The sequence below is a fragment of the Rhizobium sp. Pop5 genome, from assembly GCF_024721175.1.
Lineage (GTDB): Bacteria > Pseudomonadota > Alphaproteobacteria > Rhizobiales > Rhizobiaceae > Rhizobium.
Window position 1 is genome coordinate 1,654,376 of sequence record NZ_CP099399.1, and the last position, 22,716, is coordinate 1,677,091.

Genomic DNA, 22,716 nt, shown 5'->3' on the forward strand with positions numbered 1-22,716 from the left:
TGCGCTATGAAGGACTTGCCGATTCATCCGAGGGGGAATGTTGTGGGCAGGTGGACAAGGCGAGGGGTGCTTGCGGGCATTTCGGCCGCCGCGGGAGTTGCCGCGGGCGGTTATCTCATGCAGCCCGAGAGCGATGCAGGACCGGTCTTTCCAACGGAAATTCCCGCCAAAGACGGGGCAACCATTCTCAACGATGCGGGAGAGCTGACGCCGACGCGGGTCGCCACCCATATGACCGTCAGGGAACCGCCGCAGGAGGCGACGATCGACCGGTTGCGTAGCGCGCTTTCGGCGGCGGTCAACGCAAACAGGCCCTTCATCGCCAGCGCCGCGCGCCATTCGATGGGCGGCCAGAGTCTTGTCGAGAGCGGCACGGCGCTGACGCTCGATCAGGATTGGCTGGAGGCCGATACATCAGCCCGGACTTATCGCGTCGCTGCCGGCACGCGCTGGTCGACGGTGATAGCGAGGCTCGATGCCATTGGCTTTTCGCCCGCCGTCATGCAGTCCAACAATGACTTTGGAGTCGCCAGCACCTTTTCGGTCAATGCGCATGGCTGGCCGGTGCCGTTCAGCGGTTGCGGCAGCACGGTTCGCTCCATCAGGCTGATGACGGCGGATGGCGATCTGCTGACCTGCTCGCGCACGGAAAACACCGAACTCTTCAATCACGCCATGGGCGGATACGGCCTTTTCGGGGTCATCACCGAGCTTGAGCTCGATATGGTGCCCAACGTGCTGTTGCAGCCGACCTTCGAGCATCTTGCCGGCGAGGATCTTGGGCGGCGCTTTGCCGAGATGCTCAAGAGCGACGGCTCGATCAACATGGCCTATGGCCGCATGGATGTTTCGCTCGACCGGTTCTTCGAGGATGCGCTGCTGATTACCTATCGCGCCACGCCGGATCAGACGAACATACCTGCGGCTGCCGGTTCCGGTATTGTCAGCCATGTCTCGCGCGGAATCTTTCGGGCGCAGCTCGGCTCGGACGCTGCCAAGCATTTCCGCTGGTGGACCGAAGCTGTCATCGGCCCGCCGATCGCGAGGCAAGCGACGCGCAACAGCCTGATGAACGAACCCGTCATCACGCTCGACGACCGTGATCCGTCCCGCACGGATATCCTGCATGAATATTTCGTATCGCCGGCGCGTTTTGCCGATTTCGTCGCGGCTTGCCGCGATGTTATCCCGGCATCCTACCAGCAGCTCCTGAACATTACGCTGCGTTATGTGAATACCGATCGGGACAGCATACTGGCTTACGCTACGGAATCCCGGATCGCCGCCGTCATGCTCTTCTCGCAGGAAAAAACGGTGAGGGGCGAGGCCGATATGCACAGGATGACCGAGGCGCTGATCGAGCGCGTGCTTGACATCGGCGGCAGCTATTATCTGCCTTATCGGCCGCATGCCCGGCCGGATCAGTTCATACGTGCCTATCCGCGCGCCGGGGAATTTGCAGCGGCCAAGCGGCGGCTGGATCCCGGCCTCACCTTCCGCAATCATTTCTGGGATCGCTATCTCGGAAGCCTCTAAGGAGATCATATGTCCAGGCTTCGGCTGATCGCTGTGCTTTATACCGTAGCCCTGCTTTTTGCGGCGGCGTTGAATTATATTCCAGGACTAACGGATGCCGAGGGGCGGTCTTTCGGCATCTTCGCCCTCGATATCTATGATGACAGTCTGCACCTTGCCTCGGCCGCCTGGGCCGGCATCGCGGCATTTATATCAGCCCGGGCCTCGAGAAATTTCCTCTTCTATTTCGGCTTGCTCTATTTCAGCGACGGCCTGCTCGGGCTGATCACTGGATCGGGCTACCTCGACCTCGGCATCGTCAATTACGGCATCCAGGATATTCCCTTCACCTTCAAGATCCTGGCAAACCTGCCGCATCTCTTTCTCGGCGGTGCCGCGATCGCTTCCAGCTACATCTTCCGTCGCGAGGCGCCTTGATGCGGCGCCTGCTGAAAATCATCGGCTGGCTTCTGGCCTTCCCAGTCGTTGTCATCCTGTTGCTGCTCAGCCCGGTCGCCTACGTCGAGACCGCCTGCCATGCCGATCCGGAGCCCGATAGCTACAAGCCGCTGATATCGGAGCCGGAATTCCGCCGGCCGGAGGCCAATACCTATCTCACCTATCCGGAATGGCATATCGTCTATGCCTATGACGGCCTCGCCGAGACCCTGAAGACCGGAGATGAATATGGCTTCGACTATATCTCCAGCGTTCGGGATTTCTGGGCCGCTGATTGCGCGCTGACCCGGATCGCCGATCGTCACGGCGGCGCCGATAGTCAGACTCGGATGATGATCGCCACCATCGGCGTCAGCTTCACGCTCGAAATGGGCCTGAAAGCTGCCTATGAGGAAACCGTGGGGCGGGCGTTGGCGCTTTGGCGCGGCAGCGAGAAGACGCCGCAGGACATCGTTGCCCGCGAGATGGCGATCGATTACGCGGCCTTCCTGCGTCAGACCCCATGGTACAAATATCCCTTCCAGCCCTGGATCGACAGGCTTTGGGCCGCTTCGATGGAGGAGGCGATGCGCGGCTGGGAGCGGCGGCTGGCGCTCGGTGGTGAATGGCGCACCAAGATCGCCTATGCCGGCATGATTGCCGGTGCCGTGGCCGCAACCGGCGAGGCGAAGCTGACGATCCGATCGGTTATCTCAGGCCTGCCGGCCAATACGCTTTCTGTAATACCCGATGTGTCTGTCATATCAGACGGAGCTGACGGCGTGCTGATCGAGACGCCGCGATACGATCGCTTCACCCATATCCTCGCCGAAATCACCAGAGCCGGCGGCACAATCCGCGAGATTGCTGGCAATGACGAGATCATGGTGTCGTTAATCGTACCTTCCGGCTCTGTGCAGAACGATCTGCCCGGCGAGGTGATTACACGCCTCGCGCGGGCCGGCTTCGCTAGCGACCGCCTGCTTCTGTCAGTCGACATGGCGGATCTCTCGCTTTTGCTGCGGGACCGGCAGATTGCCGATCCCGGCCTCGAGCATATATTCGATTTCTGACCTATCGGATGGGTGACGCCATGATGAGGCGACTGGCACGCGGGACGAGCATTGCGATTGCGGTCGTTGCCGCGGTCTTCATGCTGTTTGCGGTCGTCTTTGCGGCAACGGGCGAGGCGCCGGCCGCCATGGTCTTTACCGTGCGCGGCATGGACCCTGCCGCCTTGCCGGACGGAGTCGCCATTCTTCGATGGGATAGAGGTTTTGCCGTGGTGACGGGCGAGCGGGCCGATTATATCAGGGCGCTTTATGTCAACGGCGCATTTCTCGTTCTGCCGGTGCGAAAGGGCGGCTGCCTGGCGTTTCGCCCGGCATCGAGCTGAGAAAAAAGCCGGAGGCTGGGTGCATCCGGCTTTGAATGGCCTCGGCGACGGAAGGGTGTCGCCTGAGGTGGGGAAGAGAGTGATATCAGAATGCGCTATGTTTTTCGTTCAGCGCCTTGACTTCCTCGGTCTCACGTCTGAGCGCTGAAATCGTCGAGGCCACGGACACTATGAACATGACGCTGATGAGGGCTGTGAGCACTGTCAAGATCGTGAACATAGGCATTCCTTTCCTGGGGAGTTGCGTTCTCGCCCCTCAGTACTGGCCCACCACGGCCGTGCGGGCCGAAGCATAGGGGCCATAAACCTTGGACGTATCGACCTTCTGATCATAGAGCGCGACGGTTGCGGTGAGCATGCCGGTGACCATTGCCATCCAGAGCACGTTAATCATCGTAATCTTGCCGGGCATCTTCGGTCCTTCCTGGCGCGCTTGTCGCATCTATGTCTCGGTTGAATGAACGCATCCGTGTGAAATTGGTTCCGCCGGATGTTGAGCGGGTGTTTACCAAGCCAGATCTGAAGCGACTTTGAATGTCTCGTTCATCTGGCGTTCAGATTCGAAGCGCGTTTTGGAGGGCAACCGGCCCTGCGCGGCGCGCACGATCGCCGCATGCTCGGCAAGCTCCGGTCGGACCCAATTCACCTCGTAGCGATCGGCGAAATAGCCATAGGCCATCTCGGCGGCGAAGGAGAAAACAACGGCAAGTGCAACGAGCACGATCAGCATGGACTTGGTCTTTCGGAGAGCGCCGGATGCCGGGATGGCAACGGCCGACTTGACGATCCGAGTTAAGCAGATCGCATCTGAAACGGCCTTGAATGGTCTATTCATCCACCGTTCAGTCGCCCGGGGCCGTCCAGCCCAAATCACTTGCGAGAAGGCGGCATCCATGACAAAAGGCGTCAAACCAACGGCCGGGTCAGATGACGACAGCTTTTTATCCGGGGTCCTTCGACCCGATCACCAATGGACATGTGGATGTTTTGGTTCAGGCGCTGAATGTCGCCGAGAAGGTCATCGTCGCGATCGGCATTCATCCCGGCAAGGCACCGCTCTTCTCCTTCGAGGAACGCGCGGAGCTGATCCGCCGTTCGCTTGGTGAAGTCCTGCCCGGCAAGACCGGCGACATCTCAGTCGTCGCCTTCGACAATCTGGTCGTCGATGCCGCCCGCACCCATGGCGCGACGCTCCTGATCCGCGGCCTTCGCGACGGCACCGATCTCGACTACGAGATGCAGATGGCTGGCATGAACAGGACAATGGCGCCCGATATCCAGACCATCTTTTTGCCGGCGGGGACGGCTTCGCGGCCCATTACCGCCACATTGGTTCGCCAGATCGCCGCCATGGGCGGCGACGTCAGCGCTTTCGTGCCGGCCGCCGTCTTGCAAGCCCTCACTTCCAAGCGCCCAAATTAGCCAAAGACTAGGCGGATAACGCCCAATGGAGCTCACATGAAACTCTTTTATCTCGCATTTGCCGGCGTGCTTTATCTCGCCTCTTTTGCCGGCGATGCCTTCGCCCAGTCGGCCGATCATTATCTCACCATCCAGCTGAAGAACGGTCCCGTCGTCATCCAGCTGATGCCTGAGGTGGCGCCGAAACATGTCGCCCAGATCGAGGCGCTGGCCAAGAAGGGCGAATATGACAATGTTGCCTTCCATCGCGTCATCCCCGGCTTCATGGCCCAGACCGGCGATGTGAAATACGGCAACATGGAAAAGAATTTCGACGCCAGCCTGGCCGGCACTGGCGGCTCCGACCTGCCTGACCTTCCAGCCGAATTCTCCAAGACCCCGTTTGTTCGGGGCACGGTTGGCATGGCACGCGCTCAGGATCCGAATTCTGCCAATTCGCAGTTCTTCATCATGTTCGCCGACGGTTCCTTCCTCAACGGCCAGTACACGGTCGTCGGCAAGGTTGTTTCCGGCATGGAAAACGTCGACAAGATCAAGAAGGGCGAAGGCCAGAACGGCGAAGTCAGCAATCCCGACCGCATGATCAAGGTCACGCTGGGCAAGAAGTAACCGACGAGAAGAAACAGAGGAAAAGACAATGGCCGAGATCAAGGATCCCGAAAACACCATCATTCTGGAAACCACCAAGGGTAAGGTTGTCATCCAGCTTCTGCCGCAGGTGGCACCCGAGCATGTCAAGCGCATCAAGGAACTCGCCCGCGAAAACGCCTATGACGGCGTCGTTTTCCACCGCGTCATCGCCGATTTCATGGCGCAGACGGGCGACGTGGAGTTCGGCAAGAAGGGCGGCGAGAACTTCAATCCGAGCCGCGCTGGCATGGGCGGCTCCTCCAAGGATGATCTGAAGGCCGAATTCTCCGCGACGCCGCATGTCCGCGGTACCTGCTCGATGGCCCGTTCGCAGAACCCGAATTCGGCCAACTCCCAATTCTTCATCTGCTTCACCGACGCTCCGTGGCTGAACAAGCAGTATTCGGTCTGGGGCCAGGTCATCGAAGGCATGGACAACGTCGACAAGATCAAGAAGGGCGAACCCGTCTCCGATCCGGATTCGATCGTCTCCATGCGGGTTGCCGCCGACGTCTGATTGTGATTTCTGCTGGAACCCGCCCTTGCGCGAAAGCGCGGGGCGGGTTTCGCTTTGCCTGAAAGTGCCCTTATGCGCGTAGACCTTTTCGATTTCGACCTGCCGGATGAACGCATTGCGCTGCGGCCCGCCGAGCCGCGCGACAGCGCACGCCTGCTCGTCGTCGATCCGAATGGGCAGACAATGCTTTCCGACCATCGTGTCTCCGACCTGCCGTCCTTCCTGCGGGCAGGCGACGCACTTGTATTCAACGACACCAAGGTCATTCCGGCCCAGCTCGAAGGCATTCGCCATCGCGAGGGTGCGGGCGGCCAGCAGGTGTCGGCGACGCTGCATATGCGTATCGGCGCCAACAAATGGAAGGCTTTCGCCAAACCCGGAAAGCGCATCAAGGAGGGTGATCGCATCGCCTTCGGTCATAGCGGCGAAAGCTGCATGATCGGCTCGCTTGATGCGACCGTGGAAGAGAAGGGCGAGGCAGGGGAAGTGACGCTTGCCTTTGACCTCTCCGGCCCTGTGCTTGATGAAGCGATCGCCGCAGTCGGTCACATTCCGCTGCCGCCCTATATTGCCGCCAAGCGGCCGGAGGATGAGCGCGACCGCGCCGACTATCAAACCATCTATGCCCGCGAGGAAGGCGCCGTCGCAGCGCCTACCGCCGGCCTGCACTTCACACCTGATCTATTCGAGGCGCTCGACAAGGCCGGTATCGAACGCCATTTCGTGACGCTGCATGTCGGCGCCGGCACCTTCCTGCCAGTCAAGGCCGATGATACCGACGACCACAAGATGCATCTCGAAAGCGGCTATGTCAGCGCCGAGACTGCCGCGCGGCTGAACAGGGTGAAGCAAAGCGGCGGGCGAATCGTCTGTGTCGGTACGACCTCGCTGCGGTTGATCGAGAGTGCGGCCGGGGAAAACGGAGAGATCAAGCCCTGGGCGGGCGCCACCGGCATCTTCATCACACCAGGTTATCGCTTCAAGGCGGTCGATATCCTGATGACCAACTTCCACCTTCCGCGCTCGACGCTGTTTATGCTGGTCTCGGCATTTGCCGGTTTCGAAACCATGCAGGCGGCCTACAAACACGCAATTTCGACAGGCTACCGCTTCTATTCCTACGGCGATGCCAGCCTTCTTTTCCGGAAAGATCAATGACCGAGAACTTCCAGTTCACCCTAACGAAGACCGATGCCGGCGCACGCCTCGGTGAGGTTTCCATGCCGCGCGGTACGATCCGCACGCCGGCCTTCATGCCTGTCGGCACCGTTGGCACCGTCAAGGCCATGTATCTCGACCAGGTGCGCGAGACCGGCGCCGACATCATCCTCGGCAACACCTATCATCTGATGCTGCGCCCGACAGCCGAGCGCGTCGCTCGTCTCGGCGGCCTGCACAAGCTGATCCGCTGGGAGCATCCCATCCTGACGGATTCGGGCGGCTTCCAGGTCATGTCATTGTCCGGCCTGCGTAAGCTCGACGAGCAGGGCGTCACCTTCAAGTCGCATGTCGACGGCAGTCTGCACCACATGTCGCCGGAGCGCTCTATAGAAATCCAGGGGCTGCTCGGCTCCGATATCCAGATGCAGCTCGACGAATGCGTGGCGCTGCCGGCCGAGCCGAAGGAGATCGAGCGCGCCATGGAAATGTCGCTGCGCTGGGCCGAGCGCTGCCGGGTCGCCTTCGGCGAACAGCCCGGCAAGGCGATGTTCGGCATCGTCCAGGGCGGCGATATCCCGGCGCTGCGCATCCGGTCGGCTGAGGAACTCACCAAGCTCGATCTCAAGGGTTATGCCGTCGGCGGTCTTGCGGTTGGCGAGCCGCAGGAAGTGATGCTGCGCATGCTGAAAGAGACGCTTCCCGTCCTGCCGCTGGAAAAGCCGCGTTACCTCATGGGCGTCGGCACGCCAGACGATATCCTGAAATCGGTCGCCTGCGGCATCGATATGTTCGACTGCGTCATGCCGACCCGTTCCGGTCGCCATGGCCTGGCCTTCACCCGCCGCGGCAAGGTCAATATCCGCAATGCCCGCCATGCCGAGGATATGCGCCCGCTCGACGAACAGTCGAACTGCCCGGCCTCGCGCGATTATTCGCGCGCCTATCTGCACCATCTCGTCCGCTCCAACGAGGCGCTCGGCGGCATGCTGCTCTCCTGGCACAACCTCGCCTATTACCAGGAACTGATGCAGGGCATCCGCAAGGCGATCGCCGAAGGCCGCTTCGCCGATTTCATGGCGGAGACGATGGAGGAATGGGCGAGGGGTGATCTCGAGCCGGTCTAAGCGCTGCCTGCGCTGCCGGTTGCGGGGGCTGTAGACGTCGGATTCGACGAAAGCATCATTTTGAGCTTTTTGCGCACCGGCTCGTCGAAGCGAACGGCGGCAATGCCCGCCACAATGAAAATCGCTATAACGACAACCATACCGGCTGCCGGAGAGGCAGGAAGGTCGTAGCCCTTTTGCCGCAATGTCTGCAGCAGGCTGAAGATCGGCCCGTGCAAGATATAAATCGGATAGGAAAGCCTCCCCAACGACCGGAACATCAGCTCGACAAAGCCGGTCTGCGTCGTGCGCATGGCAATCCAGACAATGGCCGGGAAAACCACAAGGCATATGAAGAGATCGAAATAGGGGAAGCCGAAGAATGTGGCGGCTGGTATGTTTACAATCAGGATCAGACAACCGCAGAGAAGAAGGCCGATAATGTTGCCATTATTGACAGTGTTTGGTTTTCGGACCTCGTACAACCTGTAAAGGCAGATCCCGAGCAAGAACGAGAACAGCACTCTTGAAAAGCCAAAGATGAAATAGCTCGGCTGGAAACCGATATCGAGGTTTCCTTCTAACAATGCTCCGTACAGAGCCATGCCGGCAGCCGCTAGCGCGATGGCGAGCAAGCTTCTGAGTGACAGTCGTATCAGGAGTATGGAGAACAGTACCCCGGCCCAAAGCTCGAAGAAGAGCGACCAGCTAGGTGCGTTGAATGGGAAGAGACTTCCGAGGCTCGTGCTTGGAATGAAGAGTATCCCCTTCAGCACAAGGCCCGCCAGGGCGGAGTAGTCCAAGCCAATCTGAATTGCATAGCTGACAAGGCCAATCGGAAGCGAAAGAAGATAAAGAGGATAGAGCCGAATGATACGCTGCAGCAGAAATCCGGCAGGCGAAATCTCCCCTGTTATCAGTCGCCTCTCATAGGAGTTGGCAAGAACAACGCCGCTCAAAAGAAAGAAGAGGTCGACAGCAAGGTAACTGATATTTGGACTTATCGGACCAAGTGCGCCTTCCGTGTGCCGGAAGATGACCATGATAGCTGCAACTCCGCGCAGCGCCTCAAGAGCCGTGAAAAATTGCTTGCCAGAATTCAACCTAACAATCCTCCGCTGCCACTTTCTTACTTGAGGAGGATTTCGAAATCATTAGCAACTGTTCCGTGTGGTCTGCGCGTCAGATCCCCTTGCTGTCCGCATCAGGCATGATCTGTACGCCGTTGATCCTGTAGCTGCCGTCCGGTTGGCGCGTGAGCTGATAGATCGCCGTCCAGTCCTTGCCGTCGCGGCCTGAGATCAGCACCTCATGATAGATCAGCGCGCCATTGTCGATCGAGCGGCTGCGTCCGAAGGCGTAGTTGCCGGGATGATAGACCGGCTCGTAGCTCTTCTTGACCATGGCGAAGAACAGGTTCTTGTCGGGATACATCGCCTTGATGCCGGGGGCGGCAAAGGAGTAGGCGGTCTCGGCATCGTCCTTGAGGAAGGCCTTGATCTGCTCCTCGATCATCGTCCGCGTCGTGTCGATCGGATCTTCGGCGTGCGCCGATACGGAGGAGAGGATGGACGCGGCACACAGAATGAAAACTGCGAAAAAGGCGCGCATGGATTGGTCTCCGGCTCCGCCAGGGAATGATCCCTGGCGGAGCAGAAGTGTAGGCCAATTTCCGCGCAAGAAAAGCGGACTTTACGACCAGCGCCGGAAGAGGGCGCTGGCGTTGACGCCACCGAAGCCGAAGCCGTTGGTGATGGCATAATCCATCGTGAGCGGTCGAGCCGTCTTGCCGACGATATCGATGCCGTCGGCGGCGGGATCGGCCTCATCCAGATTACGGGTCGGCGGCGCGATCTGGTCGCGCAGCGCCAGGATGGTGAAGATTGCTTCCAGCCCGCCGGCTGCGCCGAGCAGATGACCGGTCGCCGATTTCGTCGCGCTGACGGCAATGCCGCCGTTGCGGCCGAAGACGGTGCCGATCGCCGCGATCTCGCCCCTGTCGCCGACTGGCGTCGAGGTCGCGTGCGCGTTCAGATGCTTGACCTCCGACACGGGGATCTTTGCCTGCCGGAGTGCGGCTTCCATCGCCCGGCGCGCGCCATCGCCGTCTTCGGGCCCCGACGTCATGTGATAGGCGTCCGCCGCCGTGCCGTAGCCAACGAGTTCTGCGAGCGGTGTGGCGCCACGGGCAAGCGCGTGCTCCAGCGTTTCGATGACCAGGATGCCAGCGCCTTCGCCCATGACGAAACCGTCGCGCGCGGTGTCGAAGGGCCGGGACGCAAGTTCCGGCCTCTCGTTGAAGCCGGTGGAAAGGGCGCGCGCAGCGGCAAAGCCGCCAAGGCTCACCTTGTCAATGCAGGCCTCTGCGCCGCCGCAGATTGCCACATCCGCTTCGCCGGAGCGGATCAGCCGCGCCGCATCGCCGATTGCCTGAACGCTTGCCGCGCAGGCGGTCACAGGAGCGCCGAGCGGCCCCTTGAAGCCGTAGCGGATGCTGACTTGCCCAGCGGCGAGGTTGACGAGGAAAGAAGGCACGGTGAAGGGCGACAGCCGCCGGACGCCACGGGTCTCGCCGATCCGCACTGCTTCCGCGATAGCAGGAAAGCCGCCGACACCGGAGGCGATGATCGTCGCCGTGCGCTCGCGTTCGTCTTCGTCGCTCGGCATACAGCCGGCCTGCTTTACCGCTTCCTCCGTCGCCGCCATGGCGAACTGGATGAAGCGGTCCATCTTCTTCTGGTCCTTCGGCGGCACGTACCGGTCGGGATCGAAACCCGCTTGCGCATCCTCGGTGATATCAGGAACGACACCGCCGACCTTGGCCGAAAGCTCGCCGACGATATCTTCCGCCAGCACCCTCAGGCCCGACCGGCCGTCGAGAAGGCGCTTCCAGGCGGACTCGACGCCGGTGCCGAGTGGCGAGACAAGTCCCATGCCGGTGACAACGATGCGATCCATTTCATTTTCCTCTCTATGCGTCGATGCCGAGATACCAGGTGCGCATGCGGGCGACCCGCTCACGCACCTCGTCGTCGGCGGCGGGACCTGCAAGCAGGCTCGTATTTTCGGGAGTCACTTGTTCGCCGGTGCGCGCATCGACCAGCTTCGTCTGGCGCTCTTTGCCAGAGGCGGCATCCCCCAGCAGAAAGGCGAGATCCTCTTCCGGAATATGCCGGCTTCCCCAGGAAAACAGCGTCATCAGGACGGGAAAGAAGTCGCGGCCTTTTTCGGTCAGCAGATACTCGTAGCGGGCAGGGCGCTGTTGGTAGAGGCGCCGCTCGAACAGGCCTTCATCGATCAGATGCTTCAGCCGCCGCGTCAGGATGTTCGGCGCGATACCAAGGCTCTTCTGGAATTCGTCGAAACGCGAAAGCCCTTGGAAGGCGTCGCGCAGGATCATGATGCTCCACCAGTCGCCGACGCTGTCGAGCGCGCGCGCCGCGGGGCATTTGAAATGGCTGAAGCTTGTCCGTTGCATGATGATAGTCACTATAGCAGTAACTATCATCATGCAAGTTACTGCCGATCACTTTCGAAAATCCGGGCAAGCAGAACCCCGGTGACGAGCATGCCGGCTGCGGCGAAGATCGTATCGCCCGGCGTGCCGATATAGAGCGGCCCGATATTGGCAAAGAGCAGGAAGGCAATCAGGAAGTTCGCCCAGCCCCAGACGACGTTCACCACCGGCGAGCCGGGTTGCCGCGCCAAAGGGATTCGGAAGCGGCGGCCGCTGACGCCGTTGACGAAATGCGGGACGCCGTTGGTCAGAAAGGCTGCGGCAATGAAGTGGGCGATATAAGCGATCCAGGGCAAAGGCTTCTCCGCTGCTGCACGAGTGGCATCAACGGAAGAATGTGGCGGATATCCGTGGCGGCAAGAGGGGCGCGGGAAAGCCGGCTGCCCATGACGCCGCGGAAATTCGTTTTATTCGATGGTGGTGGAAGCGGCCGGACCGCTATCCCGATCAGAGAAGCTGGAAATCGCTGAAGTGAAGTGCGGGAGACTTGTCGAGATGGGCGACTTGGACTGCACTGCCCGCTGCACTTCCATCCGCGTCAAAGGATAAAGTGCCGCTGGTCTGATCGTAGATCAATTTATCATCGGCCTCGAGCGCTTTCGTTCCCAGAACGAAATTCTCATCCGAAAATTTGGATAGGCTGAGTTCTGGGAAAATCGTGTGGTCGAACAACAGCTTGTCGCCCGCTGAGGAAGAGAAATCCACAATCTTGTCGACGCTGGTATTGCTGGGTTTGGTATTGAAGACAAAGGAGTCGGCTCCGCCTCCACCGGTGAGGGTGTCCGCTTCTGTCTTCCCGACCAGCTTGTCGTCTCCGAGGCCGCCGATCAACCGGTCAGCCCCTTTCCCGCCGGTGAGGGAGTTATTGCCGTCATTACCTGTGAGAACGTTGGCCGCGTTGTTGCCCGTACCATTCAGATCGGACGTGCCGGTGAGCTTGAGGTTCTCTACGTTTCCGATCACATGCGCCGTGTCCGCGAGGCTGAAACTGATCGAAGACACGACGGTATCCGTTCCGCCGCCCCGGCTTTCGTCGACGATTTGTGTCGGACTGGTCACGGTAAATGTGTCGTTGCCGGGGCCGCCGTAGAGATGGTCGGTGGCCGGCGGCGTGCTGGTGCTGCCGCGTTCGATGTCGATGATAACGGGATGATCGACGATATCGAGTGTTAGCGACGAGACGTTGCTGAGGCTTTTGACGGCGGTCGTCCCGCTCAGGGGATCGAAGACCTGAACGGACCCGAACGATGCTCCGAGATTGACCTTGACGCTTGTCGCCGCCGCCTGAATGGCGGTGTCGGACGACTGGTTCCAGATATCGGGTTCGTTCCAGATGATGATCTGGTAGCTGCCGTCCGATTTCTCCGTCAGCAGGCTGCGGGCCGACGACCGCAGGCCATCGATCGAATAATTGAGGGTTCCCGCATCAAAGCTCGCCTTTGCAGCGCCATCGTCGCCAAGGATCGTGGTCAGATTGTGGATCGCCGTCGCAGCCGGCTTGGCTGAATAGTCGAGGTGGAAAAGACCGAAATGCTTTTCCTGGTTGGCGCCCCCTGGATCGGAATAGGCGTCCAGCAACTCGTAGATGAACGTGTTTTTCGAGCCGAGCGCCGCGCCGTCCATCAGCGTATTGAGTACGAGCTTTGCCTGCGTTGCTTCGCTGACGCCTTCCCAGCCGCCATTGCTGTCGGCGGTCAGCGAAGTGTGATAACCGGTTTCTGTGATCGCAAGCGGCTTGCCGGGATCGGCATTGCGCTGCACGCCGGATTCGCGGGAAAGCCAGGAATATGGCTGGTCTCCATCCTTCGCATAGGTGTGGATCGTCGTGTAATCGGAGGCGGAAGCGACCGTATATCCGGTAAAGCCGAGAACCGGTATGTTCTTCAGCAGGGGGTCGGCATTGACGGCGTCAAACAGGTCTTTCTGATAGGCGAGCGCGGCTGCTTGGCCGCTGAGGCCGTGATAGCTGACCGGCCAGTTGTTGACTTCGTTCGGACCTTCGATGCCGACGACCGAACCCGGATGGGCCTGCACGAAGGCATGCAGCCGCTGGGCGACGGTCGCGGGGCCCACTTCGCGCTGAGCGCTGAAGACGAATTGCACGCCGGCTGCGGCCGCATCGCCGAGATGCGTTTGACCGTTGGGATCGGACGCGGCGTTGGGGGCATGATCGCGGACCGTTTCGAGGCCGAGATAGTCGAGAGCCTTAACAACTTCCCCGACATTGGAATATTTTCCGTCGGTGTAGTCGATATGCGTATCGATGCCGAAGGAGCGAATAATATCGTTTATTCTAACGGCTTGAGCCATAAGATTTTCTCCCAGTTTAAGAAGGAATCGACGATGGGAATATATCCCCACTTGCTGGTGCCGACTCGATTTAATACACGGGGAGGGCCGTGCAACATTGCCCGTTAATCATGATAGATTGTTCTGAATGTGACCTGCTTCGCTTCACGGTTGCCGCGGAATTGCCGCTTGCCTTTTCACATTCAGCCTGCTGATCATGCCGTATGAGACGGCCGCATATCCCATTGCATGACCTAGTCCGATGCAGGTTTGGAGGATCCGATGACCGTCAATGTTCAATTCCGGTTTCGCAGCGGCCTGCCATCAGTTGCGTTCGACAACGTCCGCCTTCGTGGCAGTTGGGATGATGAACGCCGGCCTTCGACCGATTGGACCTCCGTTCCGATGCGGCCGGCCCAGGACGAAGACGGACAGGAAGTATTCATCGCCGATGTTTCCTTTCCCGATGCCGCGATCGGCACGAATTTTCGCTGGGGGATCGAGCTGGACCGGCCAGGCGCCCAAAACCTCTGGGCGATTGCAGCCGAAGTGGACGACGAGACATCCTCGTGTCGCGAGCGCTCCTTCGACCTTGAGCGGGACATGCCTCCGCAGGCTTATTATCTGACATGGATCGGCCGTCTGGGAGCGAACCGGTTTCAAAGGCCCGGCGCCGCCGATGGCATCCGCTTCTCGGTCTGGGCGCCGAACGCGAAAGAGCTTTCGCTCGTGCTTGCCGATCCCGCCATTGGCTATGTCGCCGATGATGGCACCGGCACGGTTGCAACCATCGCCATGCGAATGGCCACGGATGGGTTCTGGGTCGCTGGAACCGGCGACGACGACCGCTTGGCCGATTTCGATAGCATGGTCGGCGCGCCCTATATGTACCGCGTCAGGAAGGACGACGGATCGCTCGCCTATCGGACCGATATGTGGTCGCTCATGCAGATCGGTGCGGGAGATTTCGATCCGGATGGTGCAGTCTATCGCGGGTCGCCGGCGGGATTGGACGGGCCGCAAAGCTGCTCGGTCGTCTGCGATCCCAAACGGGTGGTGCTGCCGTCGGGACAAGAGGTGGCCGCCGAGGCTTTCTGGGCCGACGAATTCGCCGGCGGTCGAAAGCTTCCCGATCGGCTTGAGGATCTGGTGATCTACGAGCTGCATGTCGGCGCTCTCGGTTTCGGCAAGCCTGCGCCCGGTACGCTCGATGACGCCATTGCCTTCGTCGATCATCTCGCCACGCTGGGTGTCAATGCCGTGGAGCTGTTGCCGATCGCGGAATTCGAGACACGAGCCAACTGGGGTTACGGCACGTCGCATTTCTTTGCCGCCGATCAGGGCGCAGGCGGCACCGACCGGCTGAAGCTATTTGTCAAGACCTGCCACCAGCACGGCATCGCCGTCATCCTCGATGTTTGTTACAACCACTTCGATCCCGATGGCGAGCGCGCGCAATGGGCCTATGATTCCAACGACCACACGCGCAATATCTATTATTGGTACGAGGGACATCCCGAGGATTATGCCGATCCTACAGGCGGATATATCGACAACATATCCACGGGATGGGCGCCTGCCTTCGATGAGGAAGCCGTACGGCAGCTTTTCATCTCGAGCGCCGCCTTTCTCGTTTCCGTCTGCCATATCGACGGCTTTCGGTTGGATCAGACGAGTTCGATTCATCAATACCCGGTCTTGCATGCCGACGGCCGGCGCGCCGATCGAGCCGCAGCCTTCGGCGCTAAATTCTTGAAGCAGTGGACCCGTACGATGCGGCTGATCAAGCCGCAGCTCTTCCTGACGGCCGAGGATTATTCCGACTGGCCGGCGATGACGCAGCCGAGCCTGACTGGCGACGGGCTCGGCTTCGATGCGACCTGGTACGGCGACTTTCACCACAATCTCGTCGAATATCATGGCGGCGCGCAGGCGCAGCTGTTGAAAAATGCCGGTTTCGGCGACGAGCGGGCGCTGACCATGTCCTCATTCGCCGGCGCATTGCGAACGAGCGCGCGCTCCAAGGTGGTGTACAACCAGTCGCACGATGATTGCGGAAATCGCGAGGGATCGGCGCGAACCGCCGTCATCGCTGTTAACTTCGCGCCGATCGTCGGCGAAACCCGCAAGTGGGCCGAGGCACGGTCGAGGTTCGCTGCGGCGATGACGCTGCTGTCGGCCGGAACGCCGATGTTTTTCATGGGCGAGGAAATCGGTGCTCAGAAGCCTTATCGCTACAATGATTTCCTTCAGCACCGTGAGAATATTCTGGATGAGGCCACGAATGGCGGGGCGGCCATGCTCAGCTGTTATCGCGACCTGATCGCACTCAGCGTCCATCAGGACGCCATTCGCTCACGCAACATCGCCATCCCCGTGGTTCACGACGAAAACCGAGTGATCGCGTTTCATCGATGGAATGACGGCGAGGATTTCCTCGTTGTGGGATCGCTGAACGATGCTCCCTTCGAAGACGGCTACTGGCTGCATAGCGAACGACTGGGAGATGCCCTCTGGGAGGAAGTCTTCAATTCCGATGCTGAAGGATATGGCGGCTGGAACGTCGGCAATGGCGGTGGAAAGATCAGGGCCACGGCAGGAGCGCTCAATGCAGTACTGCCTGCAGCAGGTGTATTGGTCTTCCGCAGGCTGTAACACGCGCCGCGCAATGATGCGGCCAAAACGTCACGCGAAGCCGAGCGGCAGGTTTTCCGGCTTTCTGTCGGCGCCGTAGTCGCGTTCATGCGGAGAGCGGCGACGGCCGTCGCGGCGGGTGGAAAGATCAATGCGGTTTTCGGCAAAGATCCCATCGGCATAGGTGCCGGTGTCATGGCAATCTGCGTCGATCTTCGGGGCAAGGATTTTCAGGATCATCGGGGTTCCTCCACGGCGCACCATCAACATTCGGACAGACCGCTTGGTTCCATTTATAAATCCTGAATTATTAATAAATTAACCATAAGCGCCGGCGAAGGGCGCATTTCGGCTGGATGCCTCCGGCGGCGTCCAAAGGCGTCTCGATGGAACTCGCAACCTTGCTCGCCGTTCATCTCGGTGAGCAGAGGAGGTTTCCATGCAATTGATCGAAACTCGTGTGACACAGGCCGGCGGCTTCCTTACCGTCGAATTCCTGGGTGAGGGAGGGGAATCGATTTCCGTCAGGATCGACAACTCCGATGGCGTACTCGATGAGAAAGCGGCGGTGGATCATGCCAAGGTCATGATGGTGCAGCTGACGGCCTTTACCGGACCGGGCACGGACGGCAGCGTCAACCGTTATGATGCCCTGAGCAACGGCAACTTCGATGAAGGCAGTCAGGGTCTGATCGGCCAGGCCAGCGCGCGCTCAAGCAAGGATCGGGACACGCTGGAAGACGAACTCGAGGAGGGACTTGAGGATACCTTTCCAGCAAGCGACCCCGTCTCGGCAACGGTTTCATCCATCCCGGCCAACGCGCCGCGCCGCTAATCCGTGGACGGCATGTCCGCCCGCATGACAGATTGATGTCGAAACTGAGAAACAGCTGAAAACATCAGGTGTCTGTTTGACATGGGAGCCTCCTAGAGAGGTGCCAAGGAAGGGACGCAAGTGACCACACTCGCGCTTCCCTGTCTTGGAGATGCGCGCGCCCCATGAAAATCATTCAGATCACCGACACCCATTTCAGCCCGAACAAGCCGCATTTCAACGGCAACTGGGCGCCGCTCCTGACGTGGATCGAGGGGACAGGCGCCGACCTGATCGTCCATACCGGCGATCTCACCGTCGACGGGGCCGACAAGGACGAGGACATCACCTTCTCGATGGATCTGATGCGTCAGGTGTCGATCCCGATGCTGATCGTCCCCGGCAATCATGACGTCGGTCATTTCAAGGAATCCGATCAGCCCGTCAACGCCGAGCGGCTGGCGCGCTGGCGCAGCCTTGCCGGCGACGACCGCTGGCTGGAGGATACTGCCGGCTGGCGTTTCATCGGGTTGAACTCTCTGCTTCTCGGCCATGAGGACGACGAAGAAGAGGCCCAGTTCGAATGGCTCGCCAGGGCGCTTTCCGAAAGGGCAGGGCGGCGCGTGGCGCTTTTCGCTCATAAGCCGCTGTTCGTCGATGCGCATGATGAAGGCGATACCGGATACTGGAGCGTTCGTCCCGCCCAGCGCAGGCGGCTCTATGATCTGATCGCGGCCCATGACGTGGCGCTTTTCGCAAGCGGCCATCTTCACTGGGCCTGGCAGGGGCGTTTCGGCAATACAGAGCTGACATGGGGTCCCTCGGCCGCCTTCATCATCGACAAGATGGAACGCGAAATGCCGGGCGAGCGCCTGATCGGCGCCGTCGTCCACGAGTTCGATACGTCGGTCGCAAGCAGGATCGTCGCTATTCCCGGCATGACCGCGCATGTGCTCGATGACGTCGTGCACGAGGTCTATCCGCAGGCGGTCAAGCTGCGGGAGCCCGTCGAATGAGTGCGCTCTCGCTTCGCGGCATCACCAAGGCTTTTGGCGGCAACCATATCCTCAATGGCGTCAGCCTCGAGGTCGGCGCCGGCGAATTCATCGCGCTGGTCGGTCCCTCCGGCTGCGGCAAGAGCACGCTTCTGCGCGTCCTCGCCGGTCTCGACCATGCCGATAGCGGTGAGATTCTGATCGGCGGGAAAGATATGTCCGGTGTGGCGGCCGCCGATCGCAACATCGCCATGGTCTTTCAGTCCTACGCGCTCTATCCGCATCTGACGGCGTCTCAGAACATCGCTGTGCCGCTGGCGATGCGCCGGCTGTCGACGATGCAAAGGCTGCCCTTCATCGGCTCGTTGGTGCCGGGCCAGCGCGCCACCTGCGCGATGATCGCCCGCGACGTCCGGGAAATGGCAACGTCGCTGAAGATCGACCACCTGCTTGACCGCAAACCCGGCCAGATGTCTGGCGGCCAGCGCCAGCGCGTGGCGCTCGCCCGCGCCATGGTGCGCCGGCCGAGCATCTTCCTGATGGACGAGCCGCTGTCCAACCTCGACGCCAATCTGCGCGTCCACGCCCGCGGCGAGATCGTCGAATTGCATCGCCGCGCCGGCGTGCCGACGCTCTATGTCACGCATGACCAGGCAGAGGCGCTTTCGATGGCGGATCGCGTCGCTGTGATGATGGGCGGCCGGTTGCTGCAGATCGCAAGCCCCGAGGTCATCTATGACGATCCCGCCCATATCGAGGTCGCTCGCTTCATCGGCCAACCGCGCATCAATCTGCTGCCGGCAGAGGCTGTGGACGGTGTGGTTGCCTTTGGAGACCTGCGTCTGACGCTCGAAAACCCGCCAGCCGGCAAAGCGCCGGTCACGCTCGCCATTCGTCCCGAGTTCGTCTTTCTGGACCGGAGCCGCAAGGACGGGCTTGCAGCCCGGATCGAGCGCGTCGAGTTCCTGGGGTCGGAGGTCATCCTCTATTGCCGCCTCGATGCGATCGGCGAGACCGTGATCGCCAAGGTTCAGCCGCCCGAAGCCGCGGGCCTCACGGCTGGCGACCCGGTCGGGCTCAAGCTGGCGCCGGGCAGAACGATGGCCTTTGCCGAGACTGGCGGCCGACTGGCCGTTCGCGCCGAGGCCGGCAGCGGGCTTGCAGCAAACGACGCTGAGCGGGAGACGGCACATGGCTAGTGTCGTCTCCATGTCCGTGCCAGGCAATCCCGCCATGGCGCATCGACGCAGCGAAGCCCGCATTGCCTGGATGCTGGTGCTGCCGGCAATGATCCTGCTTTTCCTTTTTGTGCTTTTGCCGGTCGCGGCTGTCATCTTTCTCGGCTTTACCGATTTCGAACTCGGCTACGGCAAATTCCGTTTCGTCGGCTTCGAGAATTACGCGCATCTGATCACCGACCGCACCTTCCGCACGTCGCTCTGGAACACCACGGTTTACACGGCGATCGTCGCGCCCGTCTCGATCCTTCTCGGCCTCGGCATCGCCATGCTGATCGAGAGCGAGACGGCCGCGCGCAGCTTCTTCCGCACCGCCTATTTCCTGCCGGTCGCCTCGCTGATCGTCGCCATGGCGACGGTCTGGCAATATATGTTTCACCCCACCATCGGCCCGATCAATGCGTTACTGGCGCTTGCTGGCCTTCCCGGCCCGAACTGGCTGGGCAGCTCCGGCACGGTCCTCTACAGCCTGTCGATCATCGGCGTCTGGCAATCGGCCGGTTTCAACATGGTGCTTTTCCTCGCCGGCCTGACGGCGATCCCGCGCGAGCTGTACGCCGCGGCTGAAGTGGACGGCGCCAGATCCTCCTTTGATCGCTTTCTGCTGGTGACCTGGCCGATGCTCGGGCCGACGACGCTCTTCGTCATCACCATCAGCATCACCAATGCCGTTAAGGTGTTCGAGACGGTCAAGATGTTGACGGATGGCGGCCCGAACAAAGCGTCCGAAGTGCTGCTCTTCACGATCTACCAGGAAGGCTTCGTCTATCTGCGCGTCGGGTACGCCTCGGCGATGACGGTAGTCTTCCTCCTGATCCTCGTGGTGCTGATGTTCCTGCAATACCGTATTCTCGACCGCCGGGTGCATTACACATGATGGCGAGCAATTTTTCCCTCGGCAGGGTCATTCGCCTGAGCCTGCTTTTCCTCGGTGCGATCGTCTTCCTGTCGCCCTACCTCTTCATGATTTCGGCAGCCGGAAAGACGCAGAGCGACATCTTCACCTCGTCGCTGTCGCTGATCCCCGCGCATCTCGCCTATGTCGAGAATTTCGCCAAGGCCTTGAGCCGGGTGCCGATGGCGCGGCTTCTATGGAACGGTGTCGTCGTCTGCGGACTGATCTTCTTCTTTCAGGTGCTGGTGGCGATACCCTGTGCCTACGCCATGGCAAAGCTACGCTTCGCCGCAGCCCGCGCCATGATGGTGCTCGTCATGCTCGGCCTTCTCGTGCCGATCCATGCGACCGCGCTGCCGCTCTACGTCGCCTTCGATAGCGCCTCGCTGCTGAACAGCTATGCCGCGCTTGTAGCGCCCTTTACCATTTCGGTTTTCGCGATCTTCATGTTCCTGCAGTTCTTCCGCGCCATGCCGGACGATCTCATCCATGCCGCCCGTCTCGACGGCATGTCGGAACTCGGCATCGTCGCCCGCGTCATCGTGCCGAATGCCTGGCCTGCTGTGACCGCCTTCGCCATCTTCTCGGTTGTCGCCCATTGGAACGACCTCTACTGGCCGCTGATCGTCATCAGCAAGCAGGATTACGCCACACCGCCGCTCGGCCTGATGTATTTCCGGGCCGCCGAAGCCGGCGACGACTACGGCGCGCTGATGGCGGCGACCCTCATCATTACCCTGCCCCTCGTCGCCGCCTTCCTGCTTGCGCAGAAGCGTTTCGTCGAGGGCATCACCATGACCGGTCTCAAAGGCTGACCGGCTTCAACCAGGAGAACGAGCGATGAAACCTATCACCCAGCTTCTCGCCGCAGCGGCCGTATCCTTGGCAATCGCGCTTCCCGCGCATGCCGAGACGACGCTGACGGTTCATTACCCGATGCCGGGCTTCTTCAAGGACGTGATGGACACGATCTCGAAGAAGTTCATGGCAGAAAACCCCGATATCAAGATCCAGTTCGCCAGCCCCTCGGCAACTTATGAAGAAGGCATCCAGACGATCCTTCGCCAGGCCGGCACCACCGAAATGCCCGACATCACCTTCATCGGCCTGAACCGCCTGCGCATGCTCAACGAGCGCGATGTCGCCGTTGATCTCGGCCCGCTCGTCAAGAAAGACGGCAACATGGCCGAGCAGGGCTTCTCCGACACGATCCTCAAGCTCGCCCAGGTCAAGGGCAAGCAGGTCGGCCTCGCGTTCGCGACCTCGAACCCGATCATGTATTACAATGCCGATCTCGTGAAAGCGGCCGGCGGCAACCCTGACAATCCGCCGAAGACCTGGGATGAAGTCATCGCTCTTGGCGGCAAGATCAAGGCGCTCGGCAATGGCGTCGACGGCATCGATTTCCGCTGGCAGAGCGACGACTGGATGTTCTCAGCACTGCTCTTTGGCGCCGGCGGCAAGATGCTGAGCGATGACGAAAGCAAGGTTACCTTCAATGGTCCGGAAGGTCAGAAGGCTGTCGAGGTCCTGCATCGCATGGTCACCGAAGGCGGAATGCCCGTCTTCACCAAGCCCGCCGGTGAGCAGGCTTTCGCGGCCGGCAAGGTCGGTTTCGAATTCCAGACGACGGGCGCGCTGCGCAACACCATCAAGAACGTCGGCAACAAGTTCGACCTGCGCACGGCCAAGATCCCGCTGATCGATCCGGTGAACGGTCATCTGCCGACGGGCGGCAACGCCGTCGTCATCCTGACTCATGACGCCGCCAAGCAGGACGCCGCCTGGAAGTTCGCCAAGTTCGCCGCCGGCCCCTACGGCGCCTCCGTCGTCGTGCCCGGCACCGGCTATGTCCCGAACAACGAGCTTGCCGCCAAGTCGCCCGAATATCTCGGCGATTTCTACAAGCAGAACCCGCTGTTCCAGGCAGGCCTCAGCCAGATGCCGGTCATGATCCCTTGGTATGCCTTCCCCGGTTCGAACGGCGTCAAGGTCACCCAGACCATCGTCGATAACCTCTCGCGCATCGTCGACCAGTCTGCCAAACCGAAGGAAGCACTCGACGACGCAGCCGCTGACGTCGAAGGCATGCTGCCGCGCAGCTGATTGCTCGATCACGAATAACAGGGAAGGCCGCCGTGCTGAGCGCTTG

General features: G+C 60.6%; 26 protein-coding genes. 16 read left to right on the top strand and 10 right to left on the bottom strand.

The annotated features are described in order from the left end of the window. The first annotated feature begins 42 nt into the window (after positions 1-42). Genes NE852_RS10365 through NE852_RS10380 form a run of 4 tightly spaced genes read left to right on the top strand, consistent with a single transcriptional unit; the run spans position 43 to position 3,349 of the window. Positions 43-1,536 carry an FAD-binding protein gene (locus NE852_RS10365; protein ID WP_258156486.1) on the top strand — a complete coding sequence of 498 codons (1,494 nt, stop codon included), beginning with the start codon at positions 43-45 and terminating at the stop codon, positions 1,534-1,536. 9 nt (positions 1,537-1,545) lie between these two features. Then, positions 1,546-1,953, top strand: a complete 408-nt coding sequence (locus NE852_RS10370) for a hypothetical protein (RefSeq protein WP_008526508.1) — start codon at positions 1,546-1,548, stop codon at positions 1,951-1,953. Next, positions 1,953-3,026, top strand: a complete 1,074-nt coding sequence (locus NE852_RS10375; RefSeq protein ID WP_008526506.1) for a hypothetical protein — start codon at positions 1,953-1,955, stop codon at positions 3,024-3,026. Before NE852_RS10370 ends, NE852_RS10375 begins: the two co-directional genes overlap by 1 nt. Before the next feature lie 20 nt (positions 3,027-3,046). Beyond that, the gene (locus NE852_RS10380) at positions 3,047-3,349 is read left to right on the top strand and encodes a hypothetical protein (RefSeq protein WP_008526504.1); all 303 of its coding nucleotides are present in this window, start codon (positions 3,047-3,049) and stop codon (positions 3,347-3,349) included. Positions 3,350-3,434: 85 nt separating this feature from the next. Here NE852_RS10380 and NE852_RS10385 read toward each other — a convergent pair whose 3' ends face one another. The 3 genes from NE852_RS10385 to NE852_RS10395 all read right to left on the bottom strand — a co-directional run bounded on the left by NE852_RS10385 (position 3,435) and on the right by NE852_RS10395 (position 4,184). After that, positions 3,435-3,569 carry a hypothetical protein gene (locus NE852_RS10385; RefSeq protein ID WP_258156729.1) on the bottom strand — a complete coding sequence of 45 codons (135 nt, stop codon included), beginning with the start codon at positions 3,567-3,569 and terminating at the stop codon, positions 3,435-3,437. A 36-nt stretch (positions 3,570-3,605) separates the two neighbouring features. Further along, complete coding sequence (locus NE852_RS10390) at positions 3,606-3,761, bottom strand: hypothetical protein (protein ID WP_258156487.1); 156 nt, start codon at positions 3,759-3,761, stop codon at positions 3,606-3,608. A gap of 93 nt (positions 3,762-3,854) precedes the next feature. Beyond that, positions 3,855-4,184 carry a hypothetical protein gene (locus tag NE852_RS10395; RefSeq protein ID WP_008526492.1) on the bottom strand — a complete coding sequence of 110 codons (330 nt, stop codon included), beginning with the start codon at positions 4,182-4,184 and terminating at the stop codon, positions 3,855-3,857. A 92-nt stretch (positions 4,185-4,276) separates the two neighbouring features. On the opposite strand from NE852_RS10395, the gene coaD reads away from it, so the two are divergent. The 5 genes from coaD to tgt all read left to right on the top strand — a co-directional run bounded on the left by coaD (position 4,277) and on the right by tgt (position 8,203). Continuing rightward, positions 4,277-4,771: a pantetheine-phosphate adenylyltransferase gene (coaD, locus tag NE852_RS10400; protein WP_008526490.1), complete on the top strand. Its 495-nt coding sequence runs from the start codon at positions 4,277-4,279 to the stop codon at positions 4,769-4,771. 36 nt (positions 4,772-4,807) lie between these two features. After that, positions 4,808-5,380, top strand: a complete 573-nt coding sequence (locus NE852_RS10405; RefSeq protein WP_008526488.1) for a peptidylprolyl isomerase — start codon at positions 4,808-4,810, stop codon at positions 5,378-5,380. Between the two features lie 28 nt (positions 5,381-5,408). After that, entirely contained in the window at positions 5,409-5,918 is a 510-nt protein-coding gene (locus NE852_RS10410; RefSeq protein ID WP_008526486.1) for a peptidylprolyl isomerase, read from the top strand. A 72-nt stretch (positions 5,919-5,990) separates the two neighbouring features. Continuing rightward, positions 5,991-7,076 carry a tRNA preQ1(34) S-adenosylmethionine ribosyltransferase-isomerase QueA gene (gene queA / locus NE852_RS10415; RefSeq protein ID WP_258156489.1) on the top strand — a complete coding sequence of 362 codons (1,086 nt, stop codon included), beginning with the start codon at positions 5,991-5,993 and terminating at the stop codon, positions 7,074-7,076. Further along, positions 7,073-8,203 carry a tRNA guanosine(34) transglycosylase Tgt gene (tgt, locus tag NE852_RS10420; RefSeq protein WP_258156490.1) on the top strand — a complete coding sequence of 377 codons (1,131 nt, stop codon included), beginning with the start codon at positions 7,073-7,075 and terminating at the stop codon, positions 8,201-8,203. The genes queA and tgt overlap by 4 nt, the downstream gene beginning before the upstream one ends. Here tgt and NE852_RS10425 read toward each other — a convergent pair. The 6 genes from NE852_RS10425 to NE852_RS10450 all read right to left on the bottom strand — a co-directional run bounded on the left by NE852_RS10425 (position 8,200) and on the right by NE852_RS10450 (position 14,009). Continuing rightward, a complete protein-coding gene (locus NE852_RS10425) occupies positions 8,200-9,285 on the bottom strand; it encodes an acyltransferase (protein ID WP_008526473.1) in 1,086 nt (361 codons plus the stop codon). The two genes, tgt and NE852_RS10425, sit on opposite strands and share 4 nt — an antisense overlap. Positions 9,286-9,364: 79 nt before the next feature. Beyond that, positions 9,365-9,793 (bottom strand): DUF4864 domain-containing protein, encoded by a 429-nt coding sequence (locus tag NE852_RS10430; RefSeq protein ID WP_008526471.1) that lies wholly within the window; start codon positions 9,791-9,793, stop codon positions 9,365-9,367. Between the two features lie 81 nt (positions 9,794-9,874). Next, on the bottom strand, positions 9,875-11,140 hold the full coding sequence (gene fabF, locus NE852_RS10435; RefSeq protein ID WP_258156491.1) for a beta-ketoacyl-ACP synthase II: 1,266 nt from the start codon (positions 11,138-11,140) through the stop codon (positions 9,875-9,877). 13 nt (positions 11,141-11,153) lie between these two features. Further along, complete coding sequence (locus NE852_RS10440; protein WP_008526463.1) at positions 11,154-11,660, bottom strand: helix-turn-helix domain-containing protein; 507 nt, start codon at positions 11,658-11,660, stop codon at positions 11,154-11,156. Between the two features lie 38 nt (positions 11,661-11,698). Then, positions 11,699-11,995, bottom strand: coding sequence for a hypothetical protein (locus NE852_RS10445; RefSeq protein ID WP_008526462.1), 297 nt, complete (start codon positions 11,993-11,995; stop codon positions 11,699-11,701). A gap of 151 nt (positions 11,996-12,146) precedes the next feature. After that, the gene (locus tag NE852_RS10450; RefSeq protein ID WP_008526461.1) at positions 12,147-14,009 is read right to left on the bottom strand and encodes a calcium-binding protein; all 1,863 of its coding nucleotides are present in this window, start codon (positions 14,007-14,009) and stop codon (positions 12,147-12,149) included. A gap of 261 nt (positions 14,010-14,270) precedes the next feature. Between NE852_RS10450 and NE852_RS10455 the strand changes: the two genes are divergently transcribed. Further along, positions 14,271-16,643 carry an alpha-amylase family glycosyl hydrolase gene (locus NE852_RS10455; protein ID WP_258156492.1) on the top strand — a complete coding sequence of 791 codons (2,373 nt, stop codon included), beginning with the start codon at positions 14,271-14,273 and terminating at the stop codon, positions 16,641-16,643. Positions 16,644-16,673: 30 nt separating this feature from the next. On the opposite strand, the gene NE852_RS10460 is transcribed toward NE852_RS10455, so the two are convergent. Then, the gene (locus NE852_RS10460; RefSeq protein ID WP_008526454.1) at positions 16,674-16,862 is read right to left on the bottom strand and encodes a hypothetical protein; all 189 of its coding nucleotides are present in this window, start codon (positions 16,860-16,862) and stop codon (positions 16,674-16,676) included. A 199-nt stretch (positions 16,863-17,061) separates the two neighbouring features. On the opposite strand from NE852_RS10460, the gene NE852_RS10465 reads away from it, so the two are divergent. From NE852_RS10465 to NE852_RS10490, 6 genes are all read left to right on the top strand, one after another. Continuing rightward, complete coding sequence (locus tag NE852_RS10465) at positions 17,062-17,457, top strand: hypothetical protein (RefSeq protein WP_008526452.1); 396 nt, start codon at positions 17,062-17,064, stop codon at positions 17,455-17,457. A 164-nt stretch (positions 17,458-17,621) separates the two neighbouring features. Beyond that, positions 17,622-18,452, top strand: coding sequence for a metallophosphoesterase (locus NE852_RS10470; protein ID WP_008526450.1), 831 nt, complete (start codon positions 17,622-17,624; stop codon positions 18,450-18,452). Further along, complete coding sequence (locus NE852_RS10475) at positions 18,449-19,630, top strand: ABC transporter ATP-binding protein (RefSeq protein WP_008526448.1); 1,182 nt, start codon at positions 18,449-18,451, stop codon at positions 19,628-19,630. The genes NE852_RS10470 and NE852_RS10475 overlap by 4 nt, the downstream gene beginning before the upstream one ends. Continuing rightward, on the top strand, positions 19,623-20,546 hold the full coding sequence (locus tag NE852_RS10480) for a carbohydrate ABC transporter permease (RefSeq protein WP_008526446.1): 924 nt from the start codon (positions 19,623-19,625) through the stop codon (positions 20,544-20,546). Before NE852_RS10475 ends, NE852_RS10480 begins: the two co-directional genes overlap by 8 nt. After that, a complete protein-coding gene (locus tag NE852_RS10485; RefSeq protein WP_008526442.1) occupies positions 20,543-21,379 on the top strand; it encodes a carbohydrate ABC transporter permease in 837 nt (278 codons plus the stop codon). Before NE852_RS10480 ends, NE852_RS10485 begins: the two co-directional genes overlap by 4 nt. A 25-nt stretch (positions 21,380-21,404) precedes the next feature. After that, positions 21,405-22,670, top strand: coding sequence for an ABC transporter substrate-binding protein (locus NE852_RS10490; RefSeq protein ID WP_008526441.1), 1,266 nt, complete (start codon positions 21,405-21,407; stop codon positions 22,668-22,670). The last annotated feature ends 46 nt before the right edge of the window (positions 22,671-22,716 follow it).